The 25,279-nt window shown below is 70.2% G+C and carries 18 protein-coding genes; 6 read left to right on the top strand and 12 right to left on the bottom strand.

All coding sequences use genetic code 11. From position 1 onward, the window contains the following. Positions 1-97: 97 nt before the first annotated feature. The 5 genes from ACFYYH_RS15730 to ACFYYH_RS15710 all read right to left on the bottom strand — a co-directional run bounded on the left by ACFYYH_RS15730 (position 98) and on the right by ACFYYH_RS15710 (position 4,587). Entirely contained in the window at positions 98-1,306 is a 1,209-nt protein-coding gene (locus ACFYYH_RS15730) for an LLM class flavin-dependent oxidoreductase (RefSeq protein ID WP_388550907.1), read from the bottom strand. Further along, positions 1,303-2,343: an ABC transporter substrate-binding protein gene (locus tag ACFYYH_RS15725; RefSeq protein ID WP_388550904.1), complete on the bottom strand. Its 1,041-nt coding sequence runs from the start codon at positions 2,341-2,343 to the stop codon at positions 1,303-1,305. The genes ACFYYH_RS15730 and ACFYYH_RS15725 overlap by 4 nt, the downstream gene beginning before the upstream one ends. 327 nt (positions 2,344-2,670) lie before the next feature. After that, positions 2,671-3,501 (bottom strand): ABC transporter ATP-binding protein, encoded by an 831-nt coding sequence (locus ACFYYH_RS15720; RefSeq protein ID WP_388550902.1) that lies wholly within the window; start codon positions 3,499-3,501, stop codon positions 2,671-2,673. Next, positions 3,474-4,340, bottom strand: coding sequence for an ABC transporter permease (locus tag ACFYYH_RS15715; protein WP_388550899.1), 867 nt, complete (start codon positions 4,338-4,340; stop codon positions 3,474-3,476). Before ACFYYH_RS15715 ends, ACFYYH_RS15720 begins: the two co-directional genes overlap by 28 nt. Before the next feature lie 163 nt (positions 4,341-4,503). Further along, complete coding sequence (locus ACFYYH_RS15710; protein WP_388551189.1) at positions 4,504-4,587, bottom strand: putative leader peptide; 84 nt, start codon at positions 4,585-4,587, stop codon at positions 4,504-4,506. A 92-nt stretch (positions 4,588-4,679) separates the two neighbouring features. Between ACFYYH_RS15710 and ACFYYH_RS15705 the strand changes: the two genes are divergently transcribed. The 6 genes from ACFYYH_RS15705 (at position 4,680) to ACFYYH_RS15680 (ending at position 12,129) form a co-directional block, all read left to right on the top strand. After that, the gene (locus tag ACFYYH_RS15705) at positions 4,680-5,102 is read left to right on the top strand and encodes a YjbQ family protein (protein WP_388550897.1); all 423 of its coding nucleotides are present in this window, start codon (positions 4,680-4,682) and stop codon (positions 5,100-5,102) included. A gap of 463 nt (positions 5,103-5,565) precedes the next feature. Further along, positions 5,566-7,632: a SpoIIE family protein phosphatase gene (locus ACFYYH_RS15700; protein ID WP_388550894.1), complete on the top strand. Its 2,067-nt coding sequence runs from the start codon at positions 5,566-5,568 to the stop codon at positions 7,630-7,632. Between the two features lie 199 nt (positions 7,633-7,831). Then, positions 7,832-10,219: a SpoIIE family protein phosphatase gene (locus ACFYYH_RS15695; RefSeq protein ID WP_388550891.1), complete on the top strand. Its 2,388-nt coding sequence runs from the start codon at positions 7,832-7,834 to the stop codon at positions 10,217-10,219. Between the two features lie 750 nt (positions 10,220-10,969). Next, complete coding sequence (locus ACFYYH_RS15690) at positions 10,970-11,155, top strand: SDR family NAD(P)-dependent oxidoreductase (protein WP_388550888.1); 186 nt, start codon at positions 10,970-10,972, stop codon at positions 11,153-11,155. Further along, complete coding sequence (locus tag ACFYYH_RS15685) at positions 11,152-11,403, top strand: hypothetical protein (protein ID WP_388550885.1); 252 nt, start codon at positions 11,152-11,154, stop codon at positions 11,401-11,403. The genes ACFYYH_RS15690 and ACFYYH_RS15685 overlap by 4 nt, the downstream gene beginning before the upstream one ends. A 192-nt stretch (positions 11,404-11,595) precedes the next feature. Next, positions 11,596-12,129: an SMI1/KNR4 family protein gene (locus ACFYYH_RS15680; protein WP_388550883.1), complete on the top strand. Its 534-nt coding sequence runs from the start codon at positions 11,596-11,598 to the stop codon at positions 12,127-12,129. 144 nt (positions 12,130-12,273) lie between these two features. On the opposite strand, the gene ACFYYH_RS15675 is transcribed toward ACFYYH_RS15680, so the two are convergent. From ACFYYH_RS15675 to ACFYYH_RS15645, 7 genes are all read right to left on the bottom strand, one after another. Beyond that, entirely contained in the window at positions 12,274-15,399 is a 3,126-nt protein-coding gene (locus ACFYYH_RS15675) for a ThuA domain-containing protein (RefSeq protein ID WP_388550880.1), read from the bottom strand. A gap of 47 nt (positions 15,400-15,446) precedes the next feature. Continuing rightward, positions 15,447-16,313, bottom strand: a complete 867-nt coding sequence (locus ACFYYH_RS15670) for a sugar phosphate isomerase/epimerase family protein (RefSeq protein WP_388550877.1) — start codon at positions 16,311-16,313, stop codon at positions 15,447-15,449. Continuing rightward, positions 16,310-17,551 carry an ABC transporter substrate-binding protein gene (locus ACFYYH_RS15665; protein WP_388550874.1) on the bottom strand — a complete coding sequence of 414 codons (1,242 nt, stop codon included), beginning with the start codon at positions 17,549-17,551 and terminating at the stop codon, positions 16,310-16,312. Before ACFYYH_RS15665 ends, ACFYYH_RS15670 begins: the two co-directional genes overlap by 4 nt. Next, complete coding sequence (locus ACFYYH_RS15660) at positions 17,551-18,555, bottom strand: ABC transporter permease (protein ID WP_388550871.1); 1,005 nt, start codon at positions 18,553-18,555, stop codon at positions 17,551-17,553. The genes ACFYYH_RS15665 and ACFYYH_RS15660 overlap by 1 nt, the downstream gene beginning before the upstream one ends. Next, complete coding sequence (locus ACFYYH_RS15655) at positions 18,552-19,568, bottom strand: ABC transporter permease (RefSeq protein WP_388550868.1); 1,017 nt, start codon at positions 19,566-19,568, stop codon at positions 18,552-18,554. Before ACFYYH_RS15655 ends, ACFYYH_RS15660 begins: the two co-directional genes overlap by 4 nt. Next, positions 19,565-21,055, bottom strand: coding sequence for a sugar ABC transporter ATP-binding protein (locus ACFYYH_RS15650; RefSeq protein ID WP_388550866.1), 1,491 nt, complete (start codon positions 21,053-21,055; stop codon positions 19,565-19,567). The genes ACFYYH_RS15655 and ACFYYH_RS15650 overlap by 4 nt, the downstream gene beginning before the upstream one ends. A gap of 683 nt (positions 21,056-21,738) precedes the next feature. Next, on the bottom strand, positions 21,739-24,780 hold the full coding sequence (locus ACFYYH_RS15645; RefSeq protein ID WP_388550863.1) for a family 16 glycoside hydrolase: 3,042 nt from the start codon (positions 24,778-24,780) through the stop codon (positions 21,739-21,741). Positions 24,781-25,279 lie beyond the last annotated feature (499 nt).

Below are 25,279 nucleotides of genomic sequence, written 5' to 3'. Positions count from 1 at the left end.
GCCGCCGGTGCGCGGTGCGCGGTGCGCGGTGCGCGGTGCGCGGTGCGCGGTGCGCGGTGCGAGGCGCGCTGCCCCGTCCCGTCGGCGCGTGGTCCGCTCAGCGGCCCCCGGCGAACAGCAGCGGCGCGCCTCCGGGCGCGGACGCCGGCCGGCCGTTCGCCGCGGGCACGCCCAGCAGCGGGGAGGCCGGGATCCGCGCCAGCAGCCCGCGCCTCGCCAGCTCGGGGGTCACCCCCTCGCCGAACCAGTACGCCTCCTCCAGATGCGGATAGCCGGAGAGCACGAAGTGCTCGATCCCCAGCTCGTGGTACTCCTCGATCCGGTCGGCGACATCGGCGTGGCTGCCCACCAGCGCGGTGCCCGCGCCGCCGCGGACCAGACCGACCCCCGCCCAGAGATTGGGCGAGATCTCCAGCCGGTCGCGGGAACCGCCGTGCAGGGCGAGCATCCGCTGCTGGCCCACCGACTCGCTCCTGCCCAGCGCCTGCTGGGCCGCCGCGACCGTCTCGGGATCGAGATCGTCGAGCAGCCGGCCCGCCGTCGCCCAGGCCTCCTTCGCGGAGTCCCGCGAGATGGTGTGCAGCCGGATGCCGAAGCGGACCGTACGGCCACGCTCCTCCGCGAGCCCCCTGATCCAGTCGATCTTCTCCTTCACCTGGTCCGGCGGCTCGCCCCAGGTCAGATAGACATCGACATGCTCGGCGGCGACCGGTCCCGCCGCGGCCGACGAGCCGCCGAAGAAGATCTCGGGCAGCGGGTTGGGCGGCAGCGCGGTCAGCCCGCCCTCCACCTGGTAGTGCTCACCGTCGAAGTCGTAGGGGCGTCCGCCCCAGACACCACGGATCACCGACAGGAACTCCGCCGTCCTGGCGTACCGCTGGTCGTGGTCGAGATGGTCGCCGAAGCGCCGCTGCTCGGTCGAGTCACCGCCGGTCACCACATTGAGGAGCAGCCTGCCGCGGGTGACGCGCTGATAGGTGGCCGCCATCTGCGCCGCAAGCACCGGTGAGATCAGCCCCGGCCGGAAGGCCACGAGGAACTTCAGCCGCTCCGTCTGCTGCGCGAGGGCCACCGTCGTCAGCCAGGAGTCCTCGCACCAGGTGCCCGTAGGCGTCAGCACCGCCTCGAAGCCGAGCTGTTCGGCCGCCTTGGCGATCTGCGCGAGGTATTCGATGTCGGGCGCCCTGACCCCGCTCACCGGCGTGATCCTGGAGCGCTTGATGCCGCCGTCGGTGTACGCGTGACGGTCCACGAGGGTACGTCCGTCGCCCCCGGTCGGCAGGAACCAGTGCAGATGGATGCTCATCGGGATGAGGCCTTTCCGTAGCTGCGCGCCGGCGAGGTCGACGGTGGCAGGTCCTTGTTGAAGCGGTCGTCCACGTAGTCGGCGAAGTCGAAGCGGCGCGGAATGAGTTTCAGATCGGCGAAGGTGTCGGCGATGCCCTGCTCGGAGTCGACAACGGCCTGGTCGAGGGCGACCGGCACCCGGGTGCCGTGGGTCAGCTTCACGGCGCCCAGGGCCACCTCGTACGGCAGTCCGGTCTCCTTCGCCCAGACCTTCGCCCACTCCTCGGGGTGGTCGAAGACCCAGTCCTGCGCCCGGCGCAGCCGCTCGACATAGTCGCCGATGGCCTCGGCCTTCGCCTTGTCCGCCAGGGCGGAGGGGGCGGCGACCTGGAAGTTCAGACCGTTGACGACGCCCTCACCGTCGGTCAGCACCCGTCCCTGCCCGGCGTGCAGCACCTGCGAGGTGTACGGGTCCCAGACCGCCCAGGCGTCCACCTTGCCACTGGTGAACGCGGCCAGCGCGTCGGCCGGCTGCAACAGGGTGACCTTGATGTCGTCCAGGGTGAGCCCGGCCTTCTTGAGCGAGGCGACGAGCTGGTAGTGCGCCGAACTGCCCTGGGCGACGGCGACCGACTTCCCCTTGAGCTGGGTGGTCCTGGTGAGGGGCGAGTCCTCGGGTACGAGAATGGCCTCGCCCCGGGCGGAACCATGGGTCGCGGCCACGACGATGATCTTCGAGTCGGCTCCGGCGGCGAAGACCGGTGGGGTGTTGCCGACGGAACCGACGTCGACCGCCTCGGCGTTGACGGCTTCGAGCATGGGTGGTCCCGAGGTGAAGGTCGACCACTTGATCCGGTAGGGGAGATCGTCGAGTTCACCGGCCGCGCGCAGGACCGCCTCGGAACCGCCCTTCTGGTCACCGACGGCGAGGGTCACGGCACCCTTGCCGTCGACGCTGCCGCCCGCGCCGCCCGAGCCGTCGGCGGACGAGGTGCCGGAGCAGGCGGCGAGCAGCAGGGTGAGGGGGAGGAGGACGGCGGGCAGGAAGCGTTTCATGGGGTGTCAGGCTTTCTGGGAGGGGGGACGGGGAGAAAGGGAACGGGGAGGGAACGGGGAGGGGACGGGTTGGGTTTGACGGGAGGGGGCCGGAACGTACGGAGGGCGAGCACGCCGGAACGCCCCGCAGTGCGACACCGGACGCCACCGCGCGGGACCGCTGCGGTGCGGCGCCGCGACGGCGACGGCGCCGGGGTCCGGTACGCGCCACCGCACGGCGACGGCACTGGAGCGCGGCACGCGGCGTGGGGCGCGGAGCACGCGGCACCCGTACGGCAGGTACGTGCACGGCGGTACGTGGAAGTGGCACCGGGGCGCCGCGCCGTATCAGGCCGCGGTTCCGGGAGCGGCGGGTTCGTCGACGCCCAGTTCGGTGAGCAGCCGGGAGCGCAGCACGGCGAAGCCGGGATCGCCCACGGAGCGTGGACGGTCCAGCGCCACCTTCGTCTCGTACGCGATGACACCGTCGCGCATCACCAGCGCCCGGTCCGCGAGGAGCAGTGCCTCCTCCACGTCATGGGTGACCAGCAGGACCGCGCAGCCGCGCCGCTGCCACAACTCGGCGACCAGCCGCTGGGCGTTGAGCCGTGTCAGGGCGTCCAGCGCGCCGAACGGCTCGTCGAGCAGCAGCAGATCGGGTTCCCGTACGAGCGCCCTGGCCAGCGAGGCGCGCTGAGCCTCCCCGCCCGACAGCGTCTTGGGCCAGGCACCGGAGCGGTGGGTCAGTCCCACTTCCTCCAACGCGCTCTCGGCCACGGCCCGTTGGGGCTTTCCGTCGAGGCCGAGCAGAACATTGCGCCAGACCCGTTTCCAGGGCATCAGCCGTGGCGCCTGGAACGCGACGGCGCGCCGCTTCGGTACGAGTACCGTGCCCTCGATCTCGCGGTCGAGCCCCGCCAGCACCCGCAGCAGGGTGGACTTGCCGCATCCGCTGCGGCCCAGCAGCACCGTGAACTCCCCGGGCCGCAGGGTCAGATCGAGCTTGTCGATCACCGGCCGTCCCTCGAAGGACCGGGTCAGCCCCTCGACCCTCACCGCGACGCCGTCGGAGGCGGCGGAGGCAGCGGCGGCAGAGACAGCGGCGGCAGAGCCGGCGGAGCGGGAGACGTCGGTCGCGGCGGAGCGCGGGCTCACTGTCCCTGGAAGGTCGGTCGCCATTGCAGCAGCAGCCTTTCGAGAGTGCGGACGACGGCATCGGCGAGCAGACCGAGAAAGGCGTAGACGACCAGGCAGACGACGATGACATCGGTACGGAAGAACTCCCGGGCCTGGTTCATCAGGAAGCCGATGCCGGCGTCGGCGTTGATGGACTCGCCGAAGACCAGCGCGAGCCAGGCGGTGGCGAGCGAGTACCGCAGACCGGTCATCGCGCCGGGCAGCGCCCCCGGCAGCACGACATGCCGGATCAGCCCCCACCGGCCGAGCCCCAGTGAATGTCCCGCCTCGATGAGCTGCTCGTCGACCCCGCGGATCCCCGCGTACACATTGAGATAGAGGTGGAAGGCGACTCCGAGCGCGATGAGCGCGATCTTGGGCGCCTCTCCGATGCCGAGCCAGATGATGAAGAGCGGGATCAGCCCGACCCAGGGCACCGTACGCAGCATCTGCACGGTCGCGTCGACCAGATCCTCGCCGAGCCGGGACAGCCCCGAGACCAGCGCGAGGGAGATGCCGATGACCCCGCCGAGCAGCAGACCGACGGCGACCCGCTGGAGCGAGACGCCCATGGCGGCGGGCAGGGTGCCGTCCGCGATCAGATCGCCCGCGGCCCCGGCGATCGTGCCGGGCGAGGCGAGGATGTCCTCGTGGAGCACGCCGGTCGCGCTGAGCACCTGCCAGAGGAGCAGAAGCAGCAGCGGCCCGACGGTGCGACGCAGCCACCGGGGCACGGAGCGCCGCCGGGAGCCGGGCACGGACGAGGGGGTGATCGGCTCCAGATCGGGTCGCTGATTCTTGGACAGGACGGAAATATCCGGCGGGGCATGGCCGAGAGTCATAACAGCTCCACGGGGGCGAAAGAGCGCGGGAGGGGGGAAGTCGCGGCTCGATGTCCGTATACGGCGGTGCCGGACGGCACGCGGTCAGGGGGTTACGGCACTCATCCGGGAAGGAAGCCGGGGCATGTCCGGCGGGGAGAACGGCGCGGGCGCCGGAAAAGGATCAGTGGCCGCGACAACACGCGGCGGACGCCACCCGCAGCAGGTCGATATGACCGCGCGTGGTGAGCAGAGCTGATCGCAACATGGCGCAGAACGTAGCGAGCGTTTCCGGATCAGGTCAATGGTGTCTCGGCACGCGGACGCGCGATCCCGAGGGGCGGGCGGCAGGATGGAGGGATGTCCGACGCGTTCACCACCAGAGTCCTGAACATCACCACCGGCACCCATGAGGTGGTGACCGATCTGACCGACGCCTGCGAGGAGTTCCTCCAGCAGACCGCGGCGGGCCGGGACGGCCTGCTCAATGTCTTCGTACCGCACGCCACCGCCGGGGTGGCCCTCATCGAGACCGGCGCCGGCAGCGACGAAGACCTGCTCGCCGCGCTCCAGTCCCTGCTGCCCGCCGACAACCGCTGGCGCCACCGCCACGGCACCCCCGGCCACGGCCGCGACCACGTCCTCCCCGCCCTGATCCCCCCACACGCCACCCTCCCCGTGCTCGGAGGCCGACTGGCCCTGGGCACCTGGCAGTCGGTCTGCCTGGTCGACACGAACACCGACAACCCCGACCGCCAGGTACGCCTGAGCTTCCTGGGCTGATTTTCCTGCCGTACGAGGAGCGATTTTTTTTGGGCGGGTGGGGGGTGGTCGAGGACATCGGACGCCTTCCTGCGCATGACGGGATCGAGGTCGCGAGGGCGCGTCGTCCCGGTATCGCGCCGCTCCTGGCGCGGTCCGTGCCGGCCGGGCTGGTTCACGCGCGATCGGCCCGGGCGGACCGCTTCGGAGTCGGCGTCGGCCGACGGCCGGGGTGCAGCGCTAGACTATATGGGGGCTATAAGGATTGTTGTCTGCATATGCGCAATCGACTCCAGGGCCAGCGAGCGGAGCCAGAGGGGGGCTCGCGGTGCCGCTCAGCGGCCCGTAGACGGTCGGAAACGGGAATCCGGTACGGCTGGACGGCCGCTGGGCTGTGCCTCTGCCGACGGCGGCGCTCGCTTCCCGCCGGGGCACCTGGGGTGGCGTAGGCGTGGGGGACCGCGAAGCCCGTACCGAGGCGGACGTGGATCGAGCCCTGGCGGAGTTGGTACGGGCCACCGGCGCCCATATCGGCATCGTGTATCTGCTGGTGCCGGAGGACCAGCTGGTGCACATGGTCGCGGTGACCGGCCTGCCCCGGAACGTGGCCCGGCCGTGGTCCCGGGTGGCGCTGGCCGCGCCGGTCCCGGTGGCGGAGGCGGTGCGCGAGGGCCGGTCGGTGTGGCTGGCCAGCCACACGGAGCTGGCCCACCGTTTTCCGCGTACGGCGCTCGCGCTGCCCTACCACGTCGCCATGAGCGTCGTCCCCCTGACGACCGGCGCCGTCCGCTGGGGCACCCTGCTGCAGATATGGCCCGGTACGCACGCTCCCGAGCTCTCCTCCGGGGAAGCGCGGCTGACCGAGCGGTACCGCCGCCGGATCAGCCGCCTCCTGCGGCGGGCCGCGGACGACGGGCGTCCGATGCGGCCCACGGATCTGCGCATCGTGGACCCGCCGCCCACCCGGCACGAACAGCCCGGGGCGGAGCTGACGGAGCGCTTCCCGGAAGGCACCTGCGCGCTGGACCTGGAAGGCCGTATCACGTTCCTCAACGGCAAGGCCGCCGAACTGCTGGGCGGCAGCCGCCATGACCTGCTGGGGGCCCGCCCCTGGGACGTCCTGCCCTGGCTCGACGACCCGATCCGCAGGAATTTCTACCTGGCGGCGTTGCTCAGCCGTCTCCCCACGTCCTTCACCGCACTGCGGCCCCCCGACCACCGGCTGGCCTTCACCCTCTACCCCGACGCCACCGGCATCAGCGTACGCATCACACCCGCCGGGACACCCTCCGACGACCGCGCACCGTTCCTGACCCCGCCCGCCACGGGGCAGGCCCGGCCGGGCGCCCTCTACCACCTCCTCCATCTCTCCACGGCCCTCACCGAGGCCGCCGGGGTCAAGGACGTGGCGGAAGCGGTCACCGACCAGATCATGCCCGTCGTCAGTGCCCAGGGCCTGGCCGTGCTCGCCGCCGACGAGGGAAGAGTCCGGGTCATCAGCTCCCGGGGCTTCCCCCAAAGGGTTCCGGACGCCTTCGAAGGACTCCCTCTGACCGCGAGATCCGCCAGCACACGGGCCATCGCGACCGGCCTTCCCGCTTTCTACGCGAACACCGAGGAACTCCGGCGCACCTATCCGCACATCGAGCTCTACAGGATCATGGACGCCTTCGCCTATCTGCCGCTGTTCGCCTACGGCCGTACGATCGGCTGCTGCGTCCTCGGCTACGACCAGCCCCACCCCTTCTCGCCGGACGAGCGCGCCGGACTCACCTCACTGATCGGAGTGATCTCACAGGCGCTGGAGCGGGCCCGTCTCTTCGACACCGAGAACCAGGTCGCACGCGGTCTGCAGGCCGCGCTGCTGCCGCACGATCTGCCGCGGATTCCCGGCCTCGAAGTCGCCGCCCGCTATCTCCCGGCGGACCGCGGCCTCGACATCGGCGGCGACTTCTACGACCTCATCCGCCTGGACGACACCACGGCCGCCGCCGTCATCGGCGACGTACAGGGCCACAACGTCAACGCCGCCGCGCTCATGGGACAGGTCCGCACCGCCGTCCACACCCACGCCAGCGCGGGCGCCTCTCCGGGCGAGATCCTCGCACGCACCAACCGCCTGCTGATGGACCTGAACTCCACCCTCTTCACAAGCTGCCTCTACGCCCACCTCGATCTGCGCCACCACCGGGCCTGCCTGTCGTCCGCCGGACACCTCCCACCGGTACTGCGCCGTCCCGACGGGCGTACGGAGGTCCTGGACATACCGACCGGACTCCTTCTCGGCATCGAGCCGGAGGCCGAGTACCGGACCACCGAGGTCCCGCTTCCCCCAGGCTCCGCACTCGCCCTCTACACCGACGGCCTCGTCGAAACGCCCGGCACCGATCTGGACACGGCCGTGAACGAACTCGCCGCCCGACTGGCGGCGGCGGAACCACGGCCTCTGGACGCGCTCGCGGAGAGCCTCGTCCGACAGGCCGGACAGACCCGGCGGTCCTCCCGGAGCAGGGACGACATCGCCCTCCTCCTCGTGAAACGTGACGATTGACGGCGACGGATCGCGTGGTGGGTTCTCCTCATGCCCCAGGAGCAGGTGACGTTCTGGATGCGTTCATGGGGAATGGTTACGGTGGAGCCTTGACGAAACCTAGGCATTTCGACCAGGCCGGGGTTCTCCGTGTACGAGGAAGTTCCCGCGTTCACGGAAACGGCGCCGGCACCACCTCCGTGGACAGAATGGTCCGGACATGCACACAGCTGCGGAATCGGGAGGGGCAGACGGGGATCCGGCCGCGAACCGAGTCGCGGCGATATCCGTCGACGCCCATGGCCATGTGGACGGCTGGAGCCCCGAAGCCGGCGCCCTCCTCGGCTACCGCGGGGACGAGGTGATCGGCCGGTCGGTACTGGACCTCGTCGAGGAGAGCCGGCGCCACGCCATGGCGAAGGGGCTCGACGCTCGCCGATGGATCGACCGGTCAGTTCTCCGTCACAAGGCGGGAGGCACTGTCCCGGTGGACATGGTGTTGCAGCCGATGCTCACGGAGGGAAGGCTCACGCTCTGGCTCATCAGCCGGCCGCCGGGGCTCATGGTGGACTCCGGCATCGGTCTGCTGGCACGCGCGTGGACGCAGTCGTCCGCCGCCATCGTCGTCTGGTCCCGCGAACTACGCGTTCTGTGGGCCAATGACCGGACCTGTCAGCTGTTCGACATGGACGTCGGCCAGATGCGCGGTCGACGCATCACGGAGATCCTCACGCCCGACGATCAGCACTACGCGGTGGAGGAGAAAGTGCGCCAGGCCCGCGATAGCGGAGTGGCGCGGTCGATCCACACGTACGAAAAGGTGCCGGGAGAGAACCGGCCGCACGAGTGGGTGCTCCATATAGACCCCGTCCGGGACCTCTACGGCACCGTGGTGGCTGTTTGCTCCATGGCGCGGGACAACTCGGCCGAGTTCTGGGCCCGCCAGCGGCTCACCCTCCTCGACGAGGCTCGCCGGAACATAGGTCTCTCCCTCGATGTCGGCAGGACGGCCCGTGAGCTGACCGGTCTGTCGGTGCCCGATCTCGCCGATATCGCGATGGTGCATCTGCTGCCCGAGGCGCTGGGGACCGACCGCTCGGTCTCCCGCGGCCGGCCGGCGGTACGCCTCGTCGCGATGAGCGGCGATGCCTCCGGGCAGATCCGGGCGGGCCACCTCGCGGATGAACAGACCATGAGCACGTGGCATGTCGTAGACCGCCGCTCCCTGCTGGGCAGGGCCCTGTCGGAGCGGAGAGCCGTACGGGTGGACCTGCCGCACGAGGCGGCCGTCTGGCCGGAGTTGCGATCCGATCTCGCGCCCGACGGGCGCGGAGGGGCTGTCTGCGCTCCCCTGACCGCCCGGGGCACCACACTCGGTGTCGTCACGTTCCTGCGCCGTGAGGTGCCGTTCGACGCCGAGGACCTGCTGCTCGTCGAGGAACTCGCCGACACCACAGCCATGTGCATCGACAACGCGCGCAACTACGAGCGTGAACACAACACGGCCCTGGCACTTCAGCAGAGCCTCCTTCCCCGTGAACCGCCCGCCCAGAACGCGGTCGACGCCGCTTACGGCTACCGTCCCGCCGACCTTGCCGCGGGGGTGGGCGGAGACTGGTTCGACGTGATCCCCCTGTCCGGCGCCCGGGTGGCGCTGGTCATGGGCGATGTCGTGGGGCACGGGGTGCGGGCGGCCGCCACCATGGGACGGCTGCGTTCGGTCGTCCGTGCCCTCGCCGACATCGACCTTCAGCCGGAGGAACTGCTCACCGGCCTCGACGACATCGTGAACCGGATGGACCAGGAGACGGAGACCGGTTCCCCCGATCCGGAAGTGGGGGCCTCGGTCCTCTACGCGGTCTACGACCCCACTTCCCGTCGATGCCGTCTCGCTCGGGCCGCGCACGTGGAACCCCTGCTGGTGCTGCCGGACGGGACCAGTCGTCTTCTGGACCTTCCGGAGGGGCCGCCCCTGGGCCTGGGAGGTCTGCCCTTCGAATCGGTCGAGGTGGTCCTCCCCGAGGAATCCCTGCTCGTGTTCTTCACCGACGGAGTGGTGAAGTCCCGCGACCGGGATCTCGGAGAGGGAATCGCCAGACTCCAGGAATGCCTCTCCGCCGCCACTTCCTCGATCACGGCCGTCCGCGACAAGATCCTGACGGCCGTACTACCCGAGAGCGCACACGACGATGCCGCCCTTCTCGTGGCACGCCCGCGCGCCTTGGACAGCGCCGACGTCGCGCACTGGGAGGTGCCGGCGAGCCCCTCCGCGGTCGCGGCGGCACGGGACCGGGCGAGCGAGCGGCTCAGCGCCTGGGGCCTTGACGACAGGTCGTTCGCCACCGAGCTCATCGTCAGTGAGCTGGTCACCAACGCCATACGTCACGGACGTCCCCCCATCCATCTGCGGCTCATCAAGGATCGCTCCCTGATCTGCGAAGTCGTCGACGGGAGCGACGCCGCTCCTCATCTGCGGCGGGCCCGCACCTTCGACGAGGGCGGCCGCGGACTCTTCCTCGTCGCGCAGTTGTCGTCCCGCTGGGGAAGCCGGCACACGGCACAGGGGAAGATCATTTGGGCGGAGCAACAGTTGGACCCTGTTGTCTGAGGCACGGCACGGCATGGCATGGCATGGCCACGGTGACTCACCCGCCGCCCGTTTTGTGCGTGCACGTCATGTGCGGTGTGGATGCGGGCGGAATCCGCTGGTCCGCAGGCGATGGTCTGTCGGACCGGCGGTGGAGTGAACGCAGGCTGTACCCGGGCGACTTGACGGACGAGCAGTGGTCGTTGGCCCGGAGACGGCCTCGTCCGACGCGGGAGCCATGGCCGAAGGCCCGGCCGCCCGACCCGGAATGCGCAGTCGCTCACCGGCCGTCGCCACCGGACGGCTGCCGCGGCGGATACCCAGGTAGGTACCCATCTCGATCCTTCGTGGCAGGAACGGTCCCGGCTTGGCGTCCGGCCGGAGCGAGCATCTCCGGAACGTCCGCCTCACGAAGGCGGACAGCTCCCAGCCGTCCGGCGGCTCGATCGCGGGACCGCTCGGCGTGACCTTGGCGCCGGGACCAGCAAATCCGCGATGTCCGTCCAGCCCGGACCGCTACGGAATCCGAGGGCGTGACGGGTCTGTCCTGCTCCAGGCGTGTGTAGTGGTCCATACGGACGCCGGCCGGCGCCGCGAGTTCCTCCCGGCGCAGCCCGGGGACCCGTCGCGGTGTCATGTCGCGCAGACCGAGCCGCTCCGGATCCATCGCCGCGCGCCGCCGCCCCGTGTGCCCTCGCGGGACGCCACCCCGCGCTCTCGCATCCCCTGTCGCCGGGTACATGGCACGGCCCTCCGTTGAAGGATTCCGACATGACCTCAACCTGGCTCATCACCGGCGCGACCTCGGGCTTCGGCCGCCTGGTCGCCGAACGCGCGCTCGCCGGGGGCGCCCACGTGATCGCCATCGGCCGCCGCCGCGACCGACTCGCCGAGCTGGCGGACCAGGCCCCGCGGGGGCAGGCCACCACGGTCCCGCAGGACAGCCCACGGGTGTGAAGGTCACTATCGTCGAACCTGGGGTCTTCGCCACCGAGTTCGCCACCGGCCTCCATGTCGTCGCCCCGCACGACACGAACGCACCGACCGTCGGTAAGTTCCTCACGGACTTCTCCGCGCTGCCCCCATCGGCGTTCGGCGACGCCGAGAACGTGGCAGACGCGGTCATGGCGGTCGCGGCGATGGAGGAGCCGCCCCTGCGTCTGGCCGTCGGGGCGCGGACGCCATGCGGAGCGACTGAACGGTAAGGGTACGAAGCTGATGGGGCGCGCGAAGACCAACGTGAAGCACACCGGAGTTTCATGTTTTCGGGACTTTTCCTCCCGTGATCCTGCTTTCTACTACGCTCCCATGACGCGTTTCGGTCCTGACGCCGAGGACCGCCGTGCTACGGGAGCTGTCGCGCACATACGGGTACTCGTGTTTAGAAAGGTCATCCGGTGGAACTCTCTCAATTCCGTGATTTGCTTGGACCGCCGCAGTGCAACCGCGAAGTCGAGGGGGATTGGGGGGCGACTGGGCGAGATGCTGGAATCGATTTCCCGGGAGATTATAAGGAATTCATTTCGGCATATGGCCCGGGGTGTATTAATGAGCAGCTCTATCTTTACCATCCGAAAGGTGAGGCCGGCGGTGCCGGGCTGCGGCTGGCTGAATTGTGGGATCAGGCGGCCCTTGCTCATGCTGCACTCTCGCAGGACAATCCTGAGGAATTTCAATATCCACTGCATCCGGCCGTCGGTGGGTTGGTTGCGGTAGGAAGGTCAATTTCCGGAAACGCGCTCTTCCTTGTGCCGCCTCGTACTGAGAGGGGTTCTTGGGGAGTGGCGGTCGATATGGGTGAGTGGGCTTTTTTCGATCTTTCTTTTACGGACTTCCTGTGGAAGGCGCTTCAGGGTGATCTGTTCCTCCCTGTCGTCGAGGGTGAACCAAGCTTTGAGCCGACGGGGCGGCTCGACCCTCCTACGGTGTAGCGGCTCGGGGTGATGAAGCGATGGATGGTGTCGGAGAGGCTGTCCCGTGATTCCCGGCGGTCACCACTGCCCGTTCGTGTGGGGGTGTGCCGCGCGTCCGACGGGGGTGCGGGCGCGCGGCACAGGCGGGTTCGGCGGTGGGGGTCAGGGGCTGGTGAACTCGATCGCGTCCACGTCGAACGAGTTGTCCTGCGGGGAGGTGAAGACCAGGTACAGCCGGTGGGTGCCGGGGAGGGGCTGGACCGGGACGGGCGGGGTGGGGTGGTAGGTGTCCCAGCCGCCGGTGTGGGGGACCGGGGTGGTGGCGAGGAGCGTGCCGTCGGGAGCGTCCGCCCGGAGTTCGATCGCGCCGACGCCGTACGGGGACGACAGCGTGTAGCTGATGCCGGCGATGCCTTCGACGCTCATCGGATCGAAGGCGATCCAGTCGCCGTCGCTGACGTCGCCGACGCGCATGCCGTTCTCGGCGCCGGCCTGTGAGACCACCCGGGTGCCGGACTGCGCGTCGTAGTACTCGGCCTGCTTGTGCCGGGGTTGCAGGACGGCGCGGCCGTAGCCGGTGAGGGCGGAGGCTCCCGCGGCTCCCGCGTCCGTGTACGTGGCGTTGAGTACGTAGGTGAGGTCCGCGCCTTCGGGGTGGCCGCCCAGATCACCGGTGTCGACGGTGCCCTCGCACCCCGGGAGGTCGGTGGTCGGGTGCTCGTGGTCGTCGTGTCCGAGGGCCGGGTTGACGGTGACCTCGGAGCAGTCGACCGGCCCGTCCTCCGGGTCGGTGACCGTGACCTTGTAGGGAACGCTGTCCCCGAACGTGATCAGCTTGCCGTCGACCGGGAAGTCGATGGTCACCTCCGGCGCGGTGTTGCCCGCGGTGACCGGGATGTTGGCGTAGCCCGACCTGCCGGTGGAGTCGGTGACCTTGAGCTGGGCGGTGAAGTCCCCCGCGGTGGTGTACGTGTGGGCGGGGGCCGTCTCGCCGGAGTCGTAGGTGCCGTCGCCGTCGAAGTCCCACGCGTAGGTCAGCGCGTCGCCGTCGGGGTCCGTGCTGCCCTCGCCGGAGAAGTCGACGTCGAGCGGCAGGGGCCCGTTCGTGGCGGAGGCCGTGGCCCTGGCGACCGGGCTGCGCTGCCCCTGGACGTAGTCGACGCGGTACAGGCCCGAGTCGTTGTTGCCACCGCCGAAGGAGCTGCCCCATTCGAGGACGTACAGCGAGCCGTCGGGGCCGAAGGTCATGTCCATCGGCTTGTTGAACGTCACCGAGGACAGAAAGTCGTTGATCTTGAGAAGTTTCTCGTCGGTGTCGAAGCGGATCTCCTTGACGTAGTTGCGCGACCACTCGTAGAAGAAGCTCGCTCCCTCGAAGTAGGCGGGGAACTTCGTCGTGGAGGGGTTCTCGTCGTCGTAGTGGTAGACCGGGCCGCTCATGGGGGCGGAGCCGCCGGAGCCCATCTCGGGGAACTCCTCGGAGGTGCCGTAGCCGTACCAGAGATCCGGCCGCGTCAGGTCCGGCAGCTCGGTGAGGCCGGTGTTGTTGGGCGAGGGGTTCGCCGGGTTCGCGCAGTCGAACTTGGCGCCGACTTCCCCGGTGTCCGGGTTGTACGGGGCGTACGCCTGGTTGTCGCCGTGGCAGAACGGCCAGCCGAAGTTGCCCGGCTTCTTGATGACGTTGTACTCGACGAGGCCCTCCGGCCCCCTGTCGGTGGCGGGGGCTCCCCGGTCGGGGCCGTAGTCGGACACATGGACGTATCCGGTCTTCGCGTCGACGGTGAAGCGGAACGGATTGCGGAAGCCCATCGCGTAGATCTCGGGGCGGGTCTTCTTGGTGCCCGGCTTGAAGAGGTTGCCCCGGGGGATGGTGTAGCCGCCGCTCCTGGTGGGCTTGATGCGCAGGATCTTGCCGCGCAGGTCGTTGGTGTTGCCGGCCGTGCGTGCGGCGTCGAGCATCTCCTTGCCCGCACGCCAGTCGATCGGCGCGTAACCCTGCCAGTCGGGGTCGAGGTTGGGCGGCACGTCGTCGCCGACACCGAGGTAGAGGGTGCCGTCCGGGCCGAACTCGACGGCGCCGCCGGTGTGTCCGGGTTCGGGGAAGGTGCGGTCCCGGTAGGCGGGGATGTCGAGCAGCTTCTTCTCGCTGGCCGGGTCGAGTGTGCCGCCCCTGATGGTGAAGCGGGAGAGACGGTTGATGTCCTTCGTGGCTCCGGCGGGGGAGTGGTACAGGTAGATCCAGCCGTTCCTGGCGAAGTCCGGGTCGAGTTCCATGCCGATCAGGCCGTCCTCGCCGCCGGTGTAGACGTCGAGCGTGCCGGCGGTCGCGGTGGAGTGGGCCTCGGGGTCGAAGACCTTCACGTGGCCGTCGCGCTGCACGTAGAAGACACGGCCGTCCTCGGCGACGTCGAGTTCCATCGGGTCGGCGGTGTTGTCGTCGAGGGTGACCTTCTCGTAGCCGCTCCAGACGGTGCCGCCGCAGTCGCCCGCCTCGTCGCCCGCGGCCCACTTCAGTCCGCCGATGACATGGTCCCGGAAGAAGGCTTCGCCGTAGGCCGGGGTGTCGTGTCCCATCGCGGTGGCCCAGACCTTGCCGCCCTGGGTGTCGCGGCACCAGGAGATGGGGTGGTCGGCGCCCATCGCGGAGCCGCCGGGGTCGTACGTCGTCTCGTCCGCGGTGACCAGGACGTGCACGTCGCCGCGGGGACTGCGGTCGAAGTTGTACCACTCCTCCGGACGCTCCCAGCGTTCGGGCAGGCCCTTGGTGGAGGGGTGGACGCGGTCGGCGACCTTGGCCGTTCCCTGGAGCACTCCGGGTGAGTGGGCCGGCATGTGTACGCCGCCGTTGATGGTCTCGTCCCACCACGGGAACTGGTCCTCGATGCCCATGTCGAGGGTGTTGTGGATGGCCACGACGCCTTTCCCGCCGCGGACGAAGTTCTCCATCGCGTCGCGTTGTGCGTCGGTGTCCCAGACCATGCCGGAGTTCTGGAGCATGACGACGGCGTCGAAGTCCTTGAGCTTCTCGTCGTCGAAGACGGCCGGGTCGGCACTCTGGACGATCTCGAAACCGTTCTCGGCGGCCTCTTCCTCGAACATCTCGATCCCCGCGGGGATGGAACCGTGGACGTAACCCACGGCGCGGGTGAAGAGCAGGGCGCGGAAGGCGGGTTCGTCGCTGTCGGCGGGGGCGCCGGCGGCGCCGGCGGGAAGGGTGGCGAGTCCGAGCAGTAACGCGCTCGCCGAGGCGACGACCGCCCTTCTCATGCCGCGAGCATGACGGCTCATGACCGGTCCTCTCTGGAGGGGGGTTCGGTGTGCGGGTGCGGTACCGATCAGAGGGTGCGGAGGGCCCGGCGGAGGAAGGCGAGGCCCTCGGTGGCGATCCCGTCCTGCGTGGGGGCGAGGGGGCGCCAGACGGACGCGGCGACGGCGATCGCGTCGTTGTGCGCGGTGAACGACTCGATGCACAGGGCACCCCGGTAGCCGCTCCCGTCCAGCGCGGTGAGAAACCCGGCCCAGTCGAGATGGTCGGCGCCGGGAGTGCCGCGGTCGTTGGCACACACCTGGACATGGACGACGCGGGAGCCGGCCTCGTGGACGGCCCCGGGCAGACCGCGCTCCTCGATGTTCTGGTGGTACGTGTCGAGGGCGACCCCGATGACCGAGGCGTCGAGGCCGTCGAGGGCCGTGAGGGTCTCGCCGACGGTGTTGAGCAGGGAGGTCTCGTACCGGTTGAGCGGCTCGACCCCGATCCGTACCCCCGCGGCGCGCGCGTGGCCGACCACGGGCGCGAGGTTCTCCCTGAGCTCCGCCCAGGCGGCGGCCCGTTCCGCGGCGGTCATCCGCCAGGTGCGTCCGACCGCCGTGTAGACCGGGCCGGCGACGACGGGGGCCGCCACCGCACGGGCCGCGTCCACGCACCGCAGCAGATAGTCCTGGGTGGCCCGTACGGTGCCCGGGTCGGTCCGTACGAGATTCCGTTCGGGCGGCATGACCGCGATCACGGCCGCCGGGGCGAGCCCGTTCGCGTCCAGCAGCTTGGCGGTGGCCGCCGGCTCCCAGTCCCCGGCCTGCTCCAACGGCAGTTCCACGCAGTCGAAACCCCAGCCGGCCAGCCGCGGAAGCACCTCGGTGAGGGCGGCGCTCCCGACGGGGGATTGCCAGATCCACGGATTGGCGCCGAGCGGGAACCGGGTCATCCCCTGCCTCCCCACCCCTCGGGAAACCCGGGCAGATCGGCGCAGCCGCACATCGCGTAGTGCAGGGGCGGCATGCCCGGTTCGAGGTACTCGTCGAGGTTGTCCTCGGTGATCGAGGGCTGCGGGAGCTTCCACTCCTTGGGGACCTGCCGGCCCTGAAGGATCTTCAGGGCGGCTATGACCGGGGTGCGCCACTGGAAGGTCGGGTACGCCGGGGCGATCGCGGTGAGCTTCTTGTCCTTCCACACCTGGAGGAAGTCCTGCTGGTCCTCGCCGGTGATGGGCGGTACGTCCTGGCCCGCGTCCTCGAACGCCTCCACCGCGGCCACGGCGGTCGCGCCGGAGTCCATCCACACGCCGTCGATGCCACCGTGCCGGGTCAGCGCGTCGGTGACGACCGACTTGGTCCTGGCCGGGTCCCCGTCGGTGAACCTCACATCGACGACGTCGAGTTCACTCTTGTCGAAGGCGACCTCCGCGGCCGACCAGCGGGTCTCCAGGACATCCACACCGGGCGAGATGCGCAGGGCGAGGATCTTTCCCCCGGGCTCGACGTTCTCGACGAGGAAGTCGGCGGCAACCGCCCCGTACGCGTAGCCTCCGACCGGGTTGATGAAGGTGACCGCGCAGTCCGTTTCCACACCGCGGTCGAAGACGATGACCGGCACCTCGGCGCAGGCCTGCTCGACGGCGGGGGTGAGGGTGGCGGTGGTGTTGGGGGAGACGATCAGGGCGTCGCAGCCCTTGCCGGTGAGCTCCTGGATGTCGGAGATCTGCTTGTCGTCCTTGCCCTGTGCGTCGAGGACCGTGAACTCGGTGATCTCCTGGTGGAGTCCGACCTCCGCCCGCATGTTCTTCAGGCCGACCTGACGCCAGGGGTTGAAGACACCGGCGTTGGAGAAGCAGAGATGGACACCGCCCGCCCGCTCCTTCCTGTACCGCGTGGTGTCGGTGAACTCGGGGCTGAGCATCTGTTCCCACGGCCTGCCGGCGGGGCCCTGCGGCTTCTCCTTCGCGAGGGCCAACTGGCGTTCGTACTCCGCCTGTTCGAAGAACTCCGACCGCTCGCCGCTGTCCTGGCCGTCCGCCGTCGCGGAGGCGCCGCCGGGGGCGTCCGGTAAGTCCGGGGGCGTGTCACTCGTACAGGACGCGAGGAGAGCTGTCGCCAGCAGGGCGACGGCCGAGGTCAGGACGCGGCGGCGGAGCGGCCTTCCGCGCGGGGGGCGGGACGCTGTCATCAGGGTTGTCCTTCCGAGGGGTTCGTACGTCGGCGGCGCGGCCGGGACCAGTCGGCTGCTCCCAGCCCGACGGCGGCGATGACGATGCATCCTTGGACGGTGGACTCCAGTGCGCCGGAGACGCCCTGGAGGTTGAGCAGGGTGAACAGCGCCTGCAACGAGAAGGCGCCGGCCATGGCGGCGACGATGGAGCCCCGCCCGCCGCCGAGTACCACACCGCCGAGGACCACGGCCGTGATGGCCTCGAACTCGTAGCCCCTGCCCGCCTGGGCGGAGACGCCCGAGAAGCCGCCGACCAGGACCGCGGCGGTCGCCGCGGCGATCCCGGAGAGTGTGAAGGCGATGATCCGGACCCGGGCGACACGCACCCCGGCGAGGGCCGCTGCGCGTTCGCTGTCGCCGGTGGCGACGAGCGTGCGGCCGAAGTCCGAGCGCGTCAGCAGCACGGCGGCGGCACCGACGACCAGGCAGACGATCACCGCCCACGGCAGCCAGCCGAACGCCGAACCGCGCCCGAGCTGGCGGAAGGCGGCAGGCAGGGCCCCCTGCGGCGAGCCGCCGGTCCAGAAGAAGACCGCGCCTTCGAGGATCAGCATCATGCCGAGGGTGGTGATGAACGACGGCACGCGCAGGGCGGTGGTGATCAGCCCGTTGACGAGTCCTGCCACACCGCCCGCGACGAGCAGCAGGGCGGTGACGAGGGGCCAGGGTGCGTCGGGGAACGAGCCGTACAACTCGGCGGCGACCACGACGCCCGCGGTGACGACCGCCCCGACGGAGAGGTCGAACTCGCCGCAGACGATGACCAGATACTGCCCGGCGGCGAGGATCACGAGCGGCGCGGCGCGTTTGACGAAGGAGAGGAAGCGGTCGGGTTCGTAGAAGCCCGGGTCGGTGAGGGCCAGCGTGGCGAGCAGCACGGCGAGGAGTACGTAGACGGGGGTGCCGGTGCCCAGTGCCCGTACGACGCGCCTGCCGTGGCGGGTGACGGTTGCCGTGGTCATGCGGTCGGCCTTCCCTTCGCGGCACGGCGGGGCCTGGCGTAGACGGCGACGGCCGCGATGATGACGACACCGCGGAGCACGTTCTTGAAGAACGGGTCGACGGCGAGCTGGTTGAAGACGCTGTCGAGAACGGCGAGGACGAGGACACCGCCGAGGGTCCCCGCCACTCCGCCGCGACCGCCGGCCAGCGCCGTGCCGCCGAGGACCACCGCGGCGATCGATTCGAGGTCGTAGCGGGCCTCCGTACCCGCCCAGGGCGCTCCCGCGCCGAGGCGCGCCGCGAGGAAGAGGGCGGCGGCGCCGACGCACAGCGAGCAGATGACATGCGCGACGACGACGGTACGTCGGGTGCGGACGCCCGAGAGCCGGGCGGCGTGCTCGTCGCCGCCGGTCGCGTACATGTGATGGCCCAGGCGGGTACGGCGGGTGATCAGCCACACCGCGCCGGCCACCGCCGCCAGGAGGAACACCGAGACGGGGACCGGACCGACGCGGTCGTAGCCGAGGTGCTGGAAGGAGGCCGGTACCTTCCCGGCGGGGCCGGTGTAGGTGTCCTCGATATAGCCGCGCAGGATGAACGCGGTGCCCAGCGTCGCGATGAACGCGTTGACCTTCAGGCCGGTGACGACCAGTCCGTTGGCGAGCCCCACCGCGGCGGACAGGGCGAGGACGGCGATCACCGCCGTCACGACGCCGCCGCTCGCCATGGTCTCGGCGGCGACGAGGGTGCCGAGGCTGATGAGATAGGCGACCGACAGGTCCAGGGAGCCGGTGAGGACGACGGCGGACTGGCCGACGGCGACGAGGCCGAGCGCGACGCTGTTCTGAAGGATCGTGACCACATTGGTGGTGGTGAGGAAGTCCCCGCCGCGGGCGGCGACGACGATCCAGCCGAGGACGACGACGGACAGCGCCGCGAGCCAGACACCGGTGACGGGATCGCCGGGCCGGAACCCGGGCGTGCGGGCGGCGGCCCGGGGCGGGGCGAGCGGCCTGGGCCCGGTCGCGGTCACGCGGTGTCCTCAGGTCCGCCCCTGCGGCCTGCGGTGGCGAGCCGCATGATGCTCTCCTCCTCCGCGCCGGCGGGTAACTCGCCCACGAGACGGCCCTCGGACATCACGAGGATCCGGTCGCTCATGCCGATCAGCTCGGGCAGTTCCGAGGAGACGATCAGTACGGCGAGCCCTTCACGGGCGAGTTCACGGACGAGGGTGTGGAGGGCGGCCTTGGCGCCGACATCGACGCCACGGGTCGGCTCGTCGAACAGGAGTACCTGGGGCCGGGCCGCGAGCCACTTGGCGATGACGACCTTCTGCTGGTTGCCGCCCGAGAGGTACAGCGCCCGCTGGTCCTGGCCCCGCGCCTGGAGGCGCACGCGGTCGAGGAGCGCCGTGATCTCCCTGCCCGTCGGCGGTCCGCCGCGCGGGGGGACGGCCCGCAGGACGAGCAGCGCGTTGTCCCTCGCGGACTGATGCAGCGCGAGGCCCTCCGTCTTGCGGTCCTCGGTGACCAGCGCGATACCGGCCCGGATGGCCTGGCGCGGGCGTCGGGGCCGCAGCGGCCTGCCGCCGACGGTCATGGTGCCCGTGGTGAAGGGGGTCGCGCCGAACAGGGCGCGCGCCAGGGACGTCCGCCCGGATCCCTGGAGTCCGGCGACGCCGACGACCTCTCCCGCCCGCAGGGTCAGGTCGATGTCATGGACGCGGGCATTGCCGCCGCCGGTGACCGTGAGCCGCTCCGCGCCGATCTCCTCCGGGCGGGCACGCGCTGGGTAGTAGGAGGTCAGCTCCCGTCCGACCATGCTTCTGACCACCTGGTCGGTGTCGGTGTCGGCGGTACGCACCGTGGTGACGCGGCGGCCGTCCTTGAGGACGGTGATGCGCCGCGCGAGGGCGAAGACCTCCGGCAGGCGGTGCGAGATGTAGAGGATGCCGAGGCCGCGCGCGGTGAGCCTGCGTACGAGCGCCGCGAGGAGTTCGCTCTCGTGGTCGGCGAGGGGCGCGGTGGGTTCGTCCATGACGAGGACCCGGACGTCCGAGGCGAGGGCCTTGGCTATCTCGACGGTCTGCCTGCGTGCGACTGTCAGGTCCCTGACAAAATTACGCGGCGTGATGCCGGTTTCGTCGATCCCGGCGAGGAGTTCACCCGTACGGCGCTCCATGGCCCCGCGGTCCACGAGTCCGCGGCGGACCGGTTCACGGCCGAGGAAGACGTTCTCGGCGACGGTGCGGTCGGGAAGGAGCGCGAACTCCTGATGGATGATGCCGATGCCGGCGGCCTGTGCCTGCGCCGGGTGGGTGAAGGTGTGCGCGGTGCCGTCGATCGTGATGGTGCCGGTGTCCGGGATGTGCTCGCCCGCGAGGATCTTCATCAGGGTGGACTTGCCGGCGCCGTTCTCGCCCACCAGGGCATGGACTTCACCCGGTTCGAGGTCGAGCCCCACATCGTGGAGTACCCGTACGCCCAGGAAGCTCTTGGACACGCCTTGCATCGTCAGCATCGGCCGGCTCCTCGGTCAGCGGTCTGCGTGCAGAGTCGTGACTGACCTTTGACCTGTCAAGGGTCCAAGAAGCTTTCTCCGAGGGGGAGTCGACGGGAACTTGGGCCGACCGGCGAACAGGGAACGTTTTGTGAGCAGCGGAAGCCGTGCCAAACGAGAGGCCCTGGGGTGACTGCCATGCCCGTGCCGTCGGATCACAGTGGTTCCGCCGCCCACTCGCCCGGCGAGGTGCTGGCGCTCAGCAGTTCCGGAGCTGTGACGACACGTGCGGACATCGCGCGGATCACGGGCCTGCGGACGCCGCGCTCGATCGGAGTCGGGGTGCCGGGGCCTGCGGGCGCTCGTCGACAACGACGTGAACGTGATGGCCCTGGCCGAGCAGCGTCGCGCCTGAGCACGCGATGTCGCCCTCCCAGGTGAACCGCCGACTGGCGCGGGCGATGGCCTGATCCGGCCTGGCAGGTCCGATGCGTCGATCCGGCGTGACCGGTCTGCTCCGGTGATCCGGCGTGACCGGTCTGACGCGTTGATCAGGCCTGATCCGCTGGTCCGGCCTGGTCGGCGGGAGAGTTCCCGGCGGATGACGCTTCCCCGGTGCGTGACGCGTTCCCGGTGCGTGACGCGTCCCCCGGCCGTCTCCGGGCGGGGGACGCGTCGCAGTCCCGCGGGGGTCCGCGCGGCGGTCAGTCCAGCGGCTCGATCCACAGATTCCTGAAACGGACCTTGTTGCCGTGGTCCTGGAGCCGGATCGCGCCCGTCGCGGCCGATTCGGCGTCGCCGCTGCCGGTCGGGCCGTCCACGGCCACGTCGTCGTGGACCTTCGTACCGTTCCACACCACGGTGACCCTGGCGTCCTCGGTCTTCTTCCCCGCGTCGTCGAAACGGGCCGCGCGGAAGACGATGTCGTACGTCTGCCAGGTCTCGGGCGCGGTGCCGGCGTTCAGGTCCGCGGCCTTCTTCTCGTAGATCGCCGCGGACTCGTTCGCCGCGAGTTCCTCCACGCCGAACGAGTCCAGGATCTGGATCTCGTACCGCTCCTGGAGGTAGACACCGCTGTTGCCGCGGTCCTGGCCGGTGACGTCCGGCGGCAGCTTGGGCACCCGGAACTCGGCGTGCAGCCTGAAGTCACCGAAGGACTGCTTGGTACGGATGTCGCCACAGCACACCTCGACGGAGTTGTCGGCGGTGCGCGGCCATTCGATGTCGCGGCCGTCGGTGTGCTGCCAGGCGGAGGAGATGCTGCCGCCGGAGAACAGGTCGACACGGCTGCCGTGCGCCCGTACCTCGATCATGTCGAGATTGACATGGCCGGTGTCCCCGGGCCGGTAGCTGTAGACGACGGTGTTACGGCCCTTGCGGAGGTCGAACCGCTCGGTCCCGGTGGACCAGCGGTTCCAGGCGCCGGTGGCGGGGAGACTGATCTGCCGCGTCTGGCCGCCGTTGACACCGGCGCCGATCGTCTTGGTGCCGGCGAAGGGGTTGGGGCCGTTGGCGTAGCGCAGACCCACGTCATAGGTGCCGTCGGCGGGGACCTCGACCTCGAAGGTGGCGGTGGCGCCCTGGGTGCCGAAGCCGTCGACGAAGCCGCCGCCCGTGTAGCCGGCGTGCTCGGTGTCGATGTCCGCGCCGCCGGAGAGCCGTGCGGACTCGGCGTCGTACGAGGTCACGGGCGCCTCGGGGCCGGGCAGCGCGTTGAGGGTGTACCAGGCCTCGGTGGACCAGAGCTGCTCGCCGTCGGCCGAGGCGAACGGGCGCGGCGAGCGCACATGCACCACCCGGTCGGTCTTCAGCCCGGGGATGCCGAGCCGGACCGTACGGCGGTCCTCGGAGATCTCGGCGGCCGCGACGGGCAGACTCTCCTCGTCCACCTTGGGGCCGCCGTACGCCGGCGTGGGGACGTAGCGCCACTGCCGCACGGAGTAGCCGTCGCTCGTCAACGTGGCGGCGGTCTCCTCCGACAGGGGCTTCGTGTAGGTGAGTTCGAAGCCGTCGGCGGTGGCGCGCATGGTCTTGATGTCGAAGACGTTCCTGCCGTTCGGGGCGAGCTTCTGGAGGCCGAAGCGCAGCTTCCCCTCCTGGCCCCAGTTGCCGTCCGCGCCGAGGCCGCCCGCGTAGATCGCGCCGTCCGGACCCGTGCTGATACGGCTGATGCCGGCCTCCAGGCCCTGTGTGTGGCGGAACACCGCGCCCTGGTACTCGCCGTCCACCTTCTCCAGATCGGCGCGCTGGATTCCGCCGTAGGTCACATCACCGAAGAGCATCTGGCCGGCGAAGGTTCCCTCCTTGATCATCATGGGCGTGCTCGGCGAGTTCGCGATCTCGTTCTGCGGCAGCCAGAGCACCGGTTTGGTGACCGTACGGTCGTCGAACGGCCCGTCCGGGTTGGTGTAGTGGTTGAAGAACCGGTCCTGCTTCACCTGGACCAGCTTCGAGGCGGGGAGCCAGCCGCCCTGGTTGTCGGTGACGAAGAGACCGTCCTCCGGGCCCCAGCCGATCCCATTCGGGGTGCGGAGACCGCCCGCCACATAACTGACCTCCCCGGTCCGCCTGTTCACCTTGACGGTGGTGCCGCGGTTCGCGGCCGGCTGGGGATCCGTCGTCGCACCCCCGTTGTTGATGGCGACCGAGAGATTCAGATAGAAGTCGCCGTCCTTGTAGAGCAGTCCGAAGGCGAACTCGTGGAAGTTGCCTCCGTACGGCCAGGCCGCGACCTTGCGGGTGGTGTCGGTGACATCGTCGCCATCGGTGTCGGACAACTCGGTGAGCTGGTGTTTCTCCGACACGTACAGCTTTCCCTCGACGTACTTGATGCCCATCGGCTCTCTGAGCCCTTCGGCGATCTTCTTGTACGTGACCTTCTCCGGTCCGGTGTCACCCGTGACACCGTCGAGGACATAGGCCTCTCCCTCGGTGGTGGTGCTGCCGCCCCAGGTGGTCACGGCGAGCCGGCCGTCCGGCAGCCAGTCCATGGCGGAGACCTGCGGCTCGAAGCCGTCGGGGCGCAGATCGGTGAGGGTGTAGCCCGGGTGGACGGAGGTCAGCGGGAGCCCGTCGCCGGGGGTGTCCAAGCTGCCCTCGCACTCCTTGCGGCCGGGGGCGGTGACCCGGACCACGTCGGCGTCTGTACTGAGCACGGAGTTGGGGACGAGAGTGAAGCCGGTGGCGCCCGGCGGCTTCCACTGGAGGGTCACCTGCTGGCCGCCGCCGCGGTCGAAGTGGTCGATACGGAGCGCGTGGTAGCCGGAGGTGAGGGTGATCTCGCCGTCCTTGGGTTCGGCGCCGTGCAATCCGTCGTGGTCGATGACCCGCTGGTCGCCGATGAAGAGACGGGAGCCGTCATCGCTGATCAGGCGGAAGGCGTAGGCACCGTCGGCGGGAACGGTGACATTGCCGATGATCTGCGACATGAAGTTGTCGGTGAAGCCGAAGCCCTCGGTGGAGGACCAGTCGACCGTGGGAATCAGCTTGTCGACGTTGGGGGTCTGGGCGGGCTTCAGGTCGCAGAGCCGGCTGAGCGGGGACTGGACGTCGAAGACACGGAGGGTGACGCCGGGTTCCTGCGGCGGCAGTTCCGCGGGGGCCCTTGTCTCCGCGGAGGCCGCGGGCGCCGCGAGAACTCCGCCGATGAGGGCGGCGAGGAGTGAACCGATGACGGTCCGTGGACCGCGTCGACCGCGTGGACCGCGTGGACCGCGGCGGGCGCTCTGGTACTCGTGTGGCTGCACTCGTCCTCCTGCTGGGGCGCTGCGAGTGGGCGGGGCCGGGGGCGGCCCGCGTCCGCGGAGTGGAGTTCGTACACGTACCGGCGGTGCGGTGGCGGGGGTTCCGCCGCGCTCCACGCAGACTTCTGCGCGAGAACGACGCCCAGGGTATGGACGCGCGCTGTGCCGGTCCAGACTTTGTCCTCAACAAGGGGAAACGGAAGGGGTGTTGAGGGAGCGAGAGGTGGCGCCCGTGTGAAGGGACTCGATGGGGCTCGACGGCGCTCGACAGCGCTCGACGGCGCTCGAGGGGGCTCGACGGCGCCGGGCGCACAAAGCCGTGACCACGCACACGGAATGCGCCGACCGGGCCGGGACGGACCTCCTTGACGTCGACGCGGGGAAGGGGTGGCTCGGAACAGCGGTGGGGGGGGGGGGGGGGGCCCCCCCCCCCCCCCCCCCCCCCGCCCCGCCCCCCCCCCCCCCCCCCCCCCCCCCCCCGCCCGCCCCCCCCCCCCCCCCG

This window comes from Streptomyces sp. NPDC002018 (assembly GCF_042890865.1).
Taxonomy (GTDB): domain Bacteria; phylum Actinomycetota; class Actinomycetes; order Streptomycetales; family Streptomycetaceae; genus Streptomyces.
The sequence above is the reverse complement of the archived record's forward strand: the minus strand, read 5'-3'. Positions and strand labels throughout refer to the sequence as shown.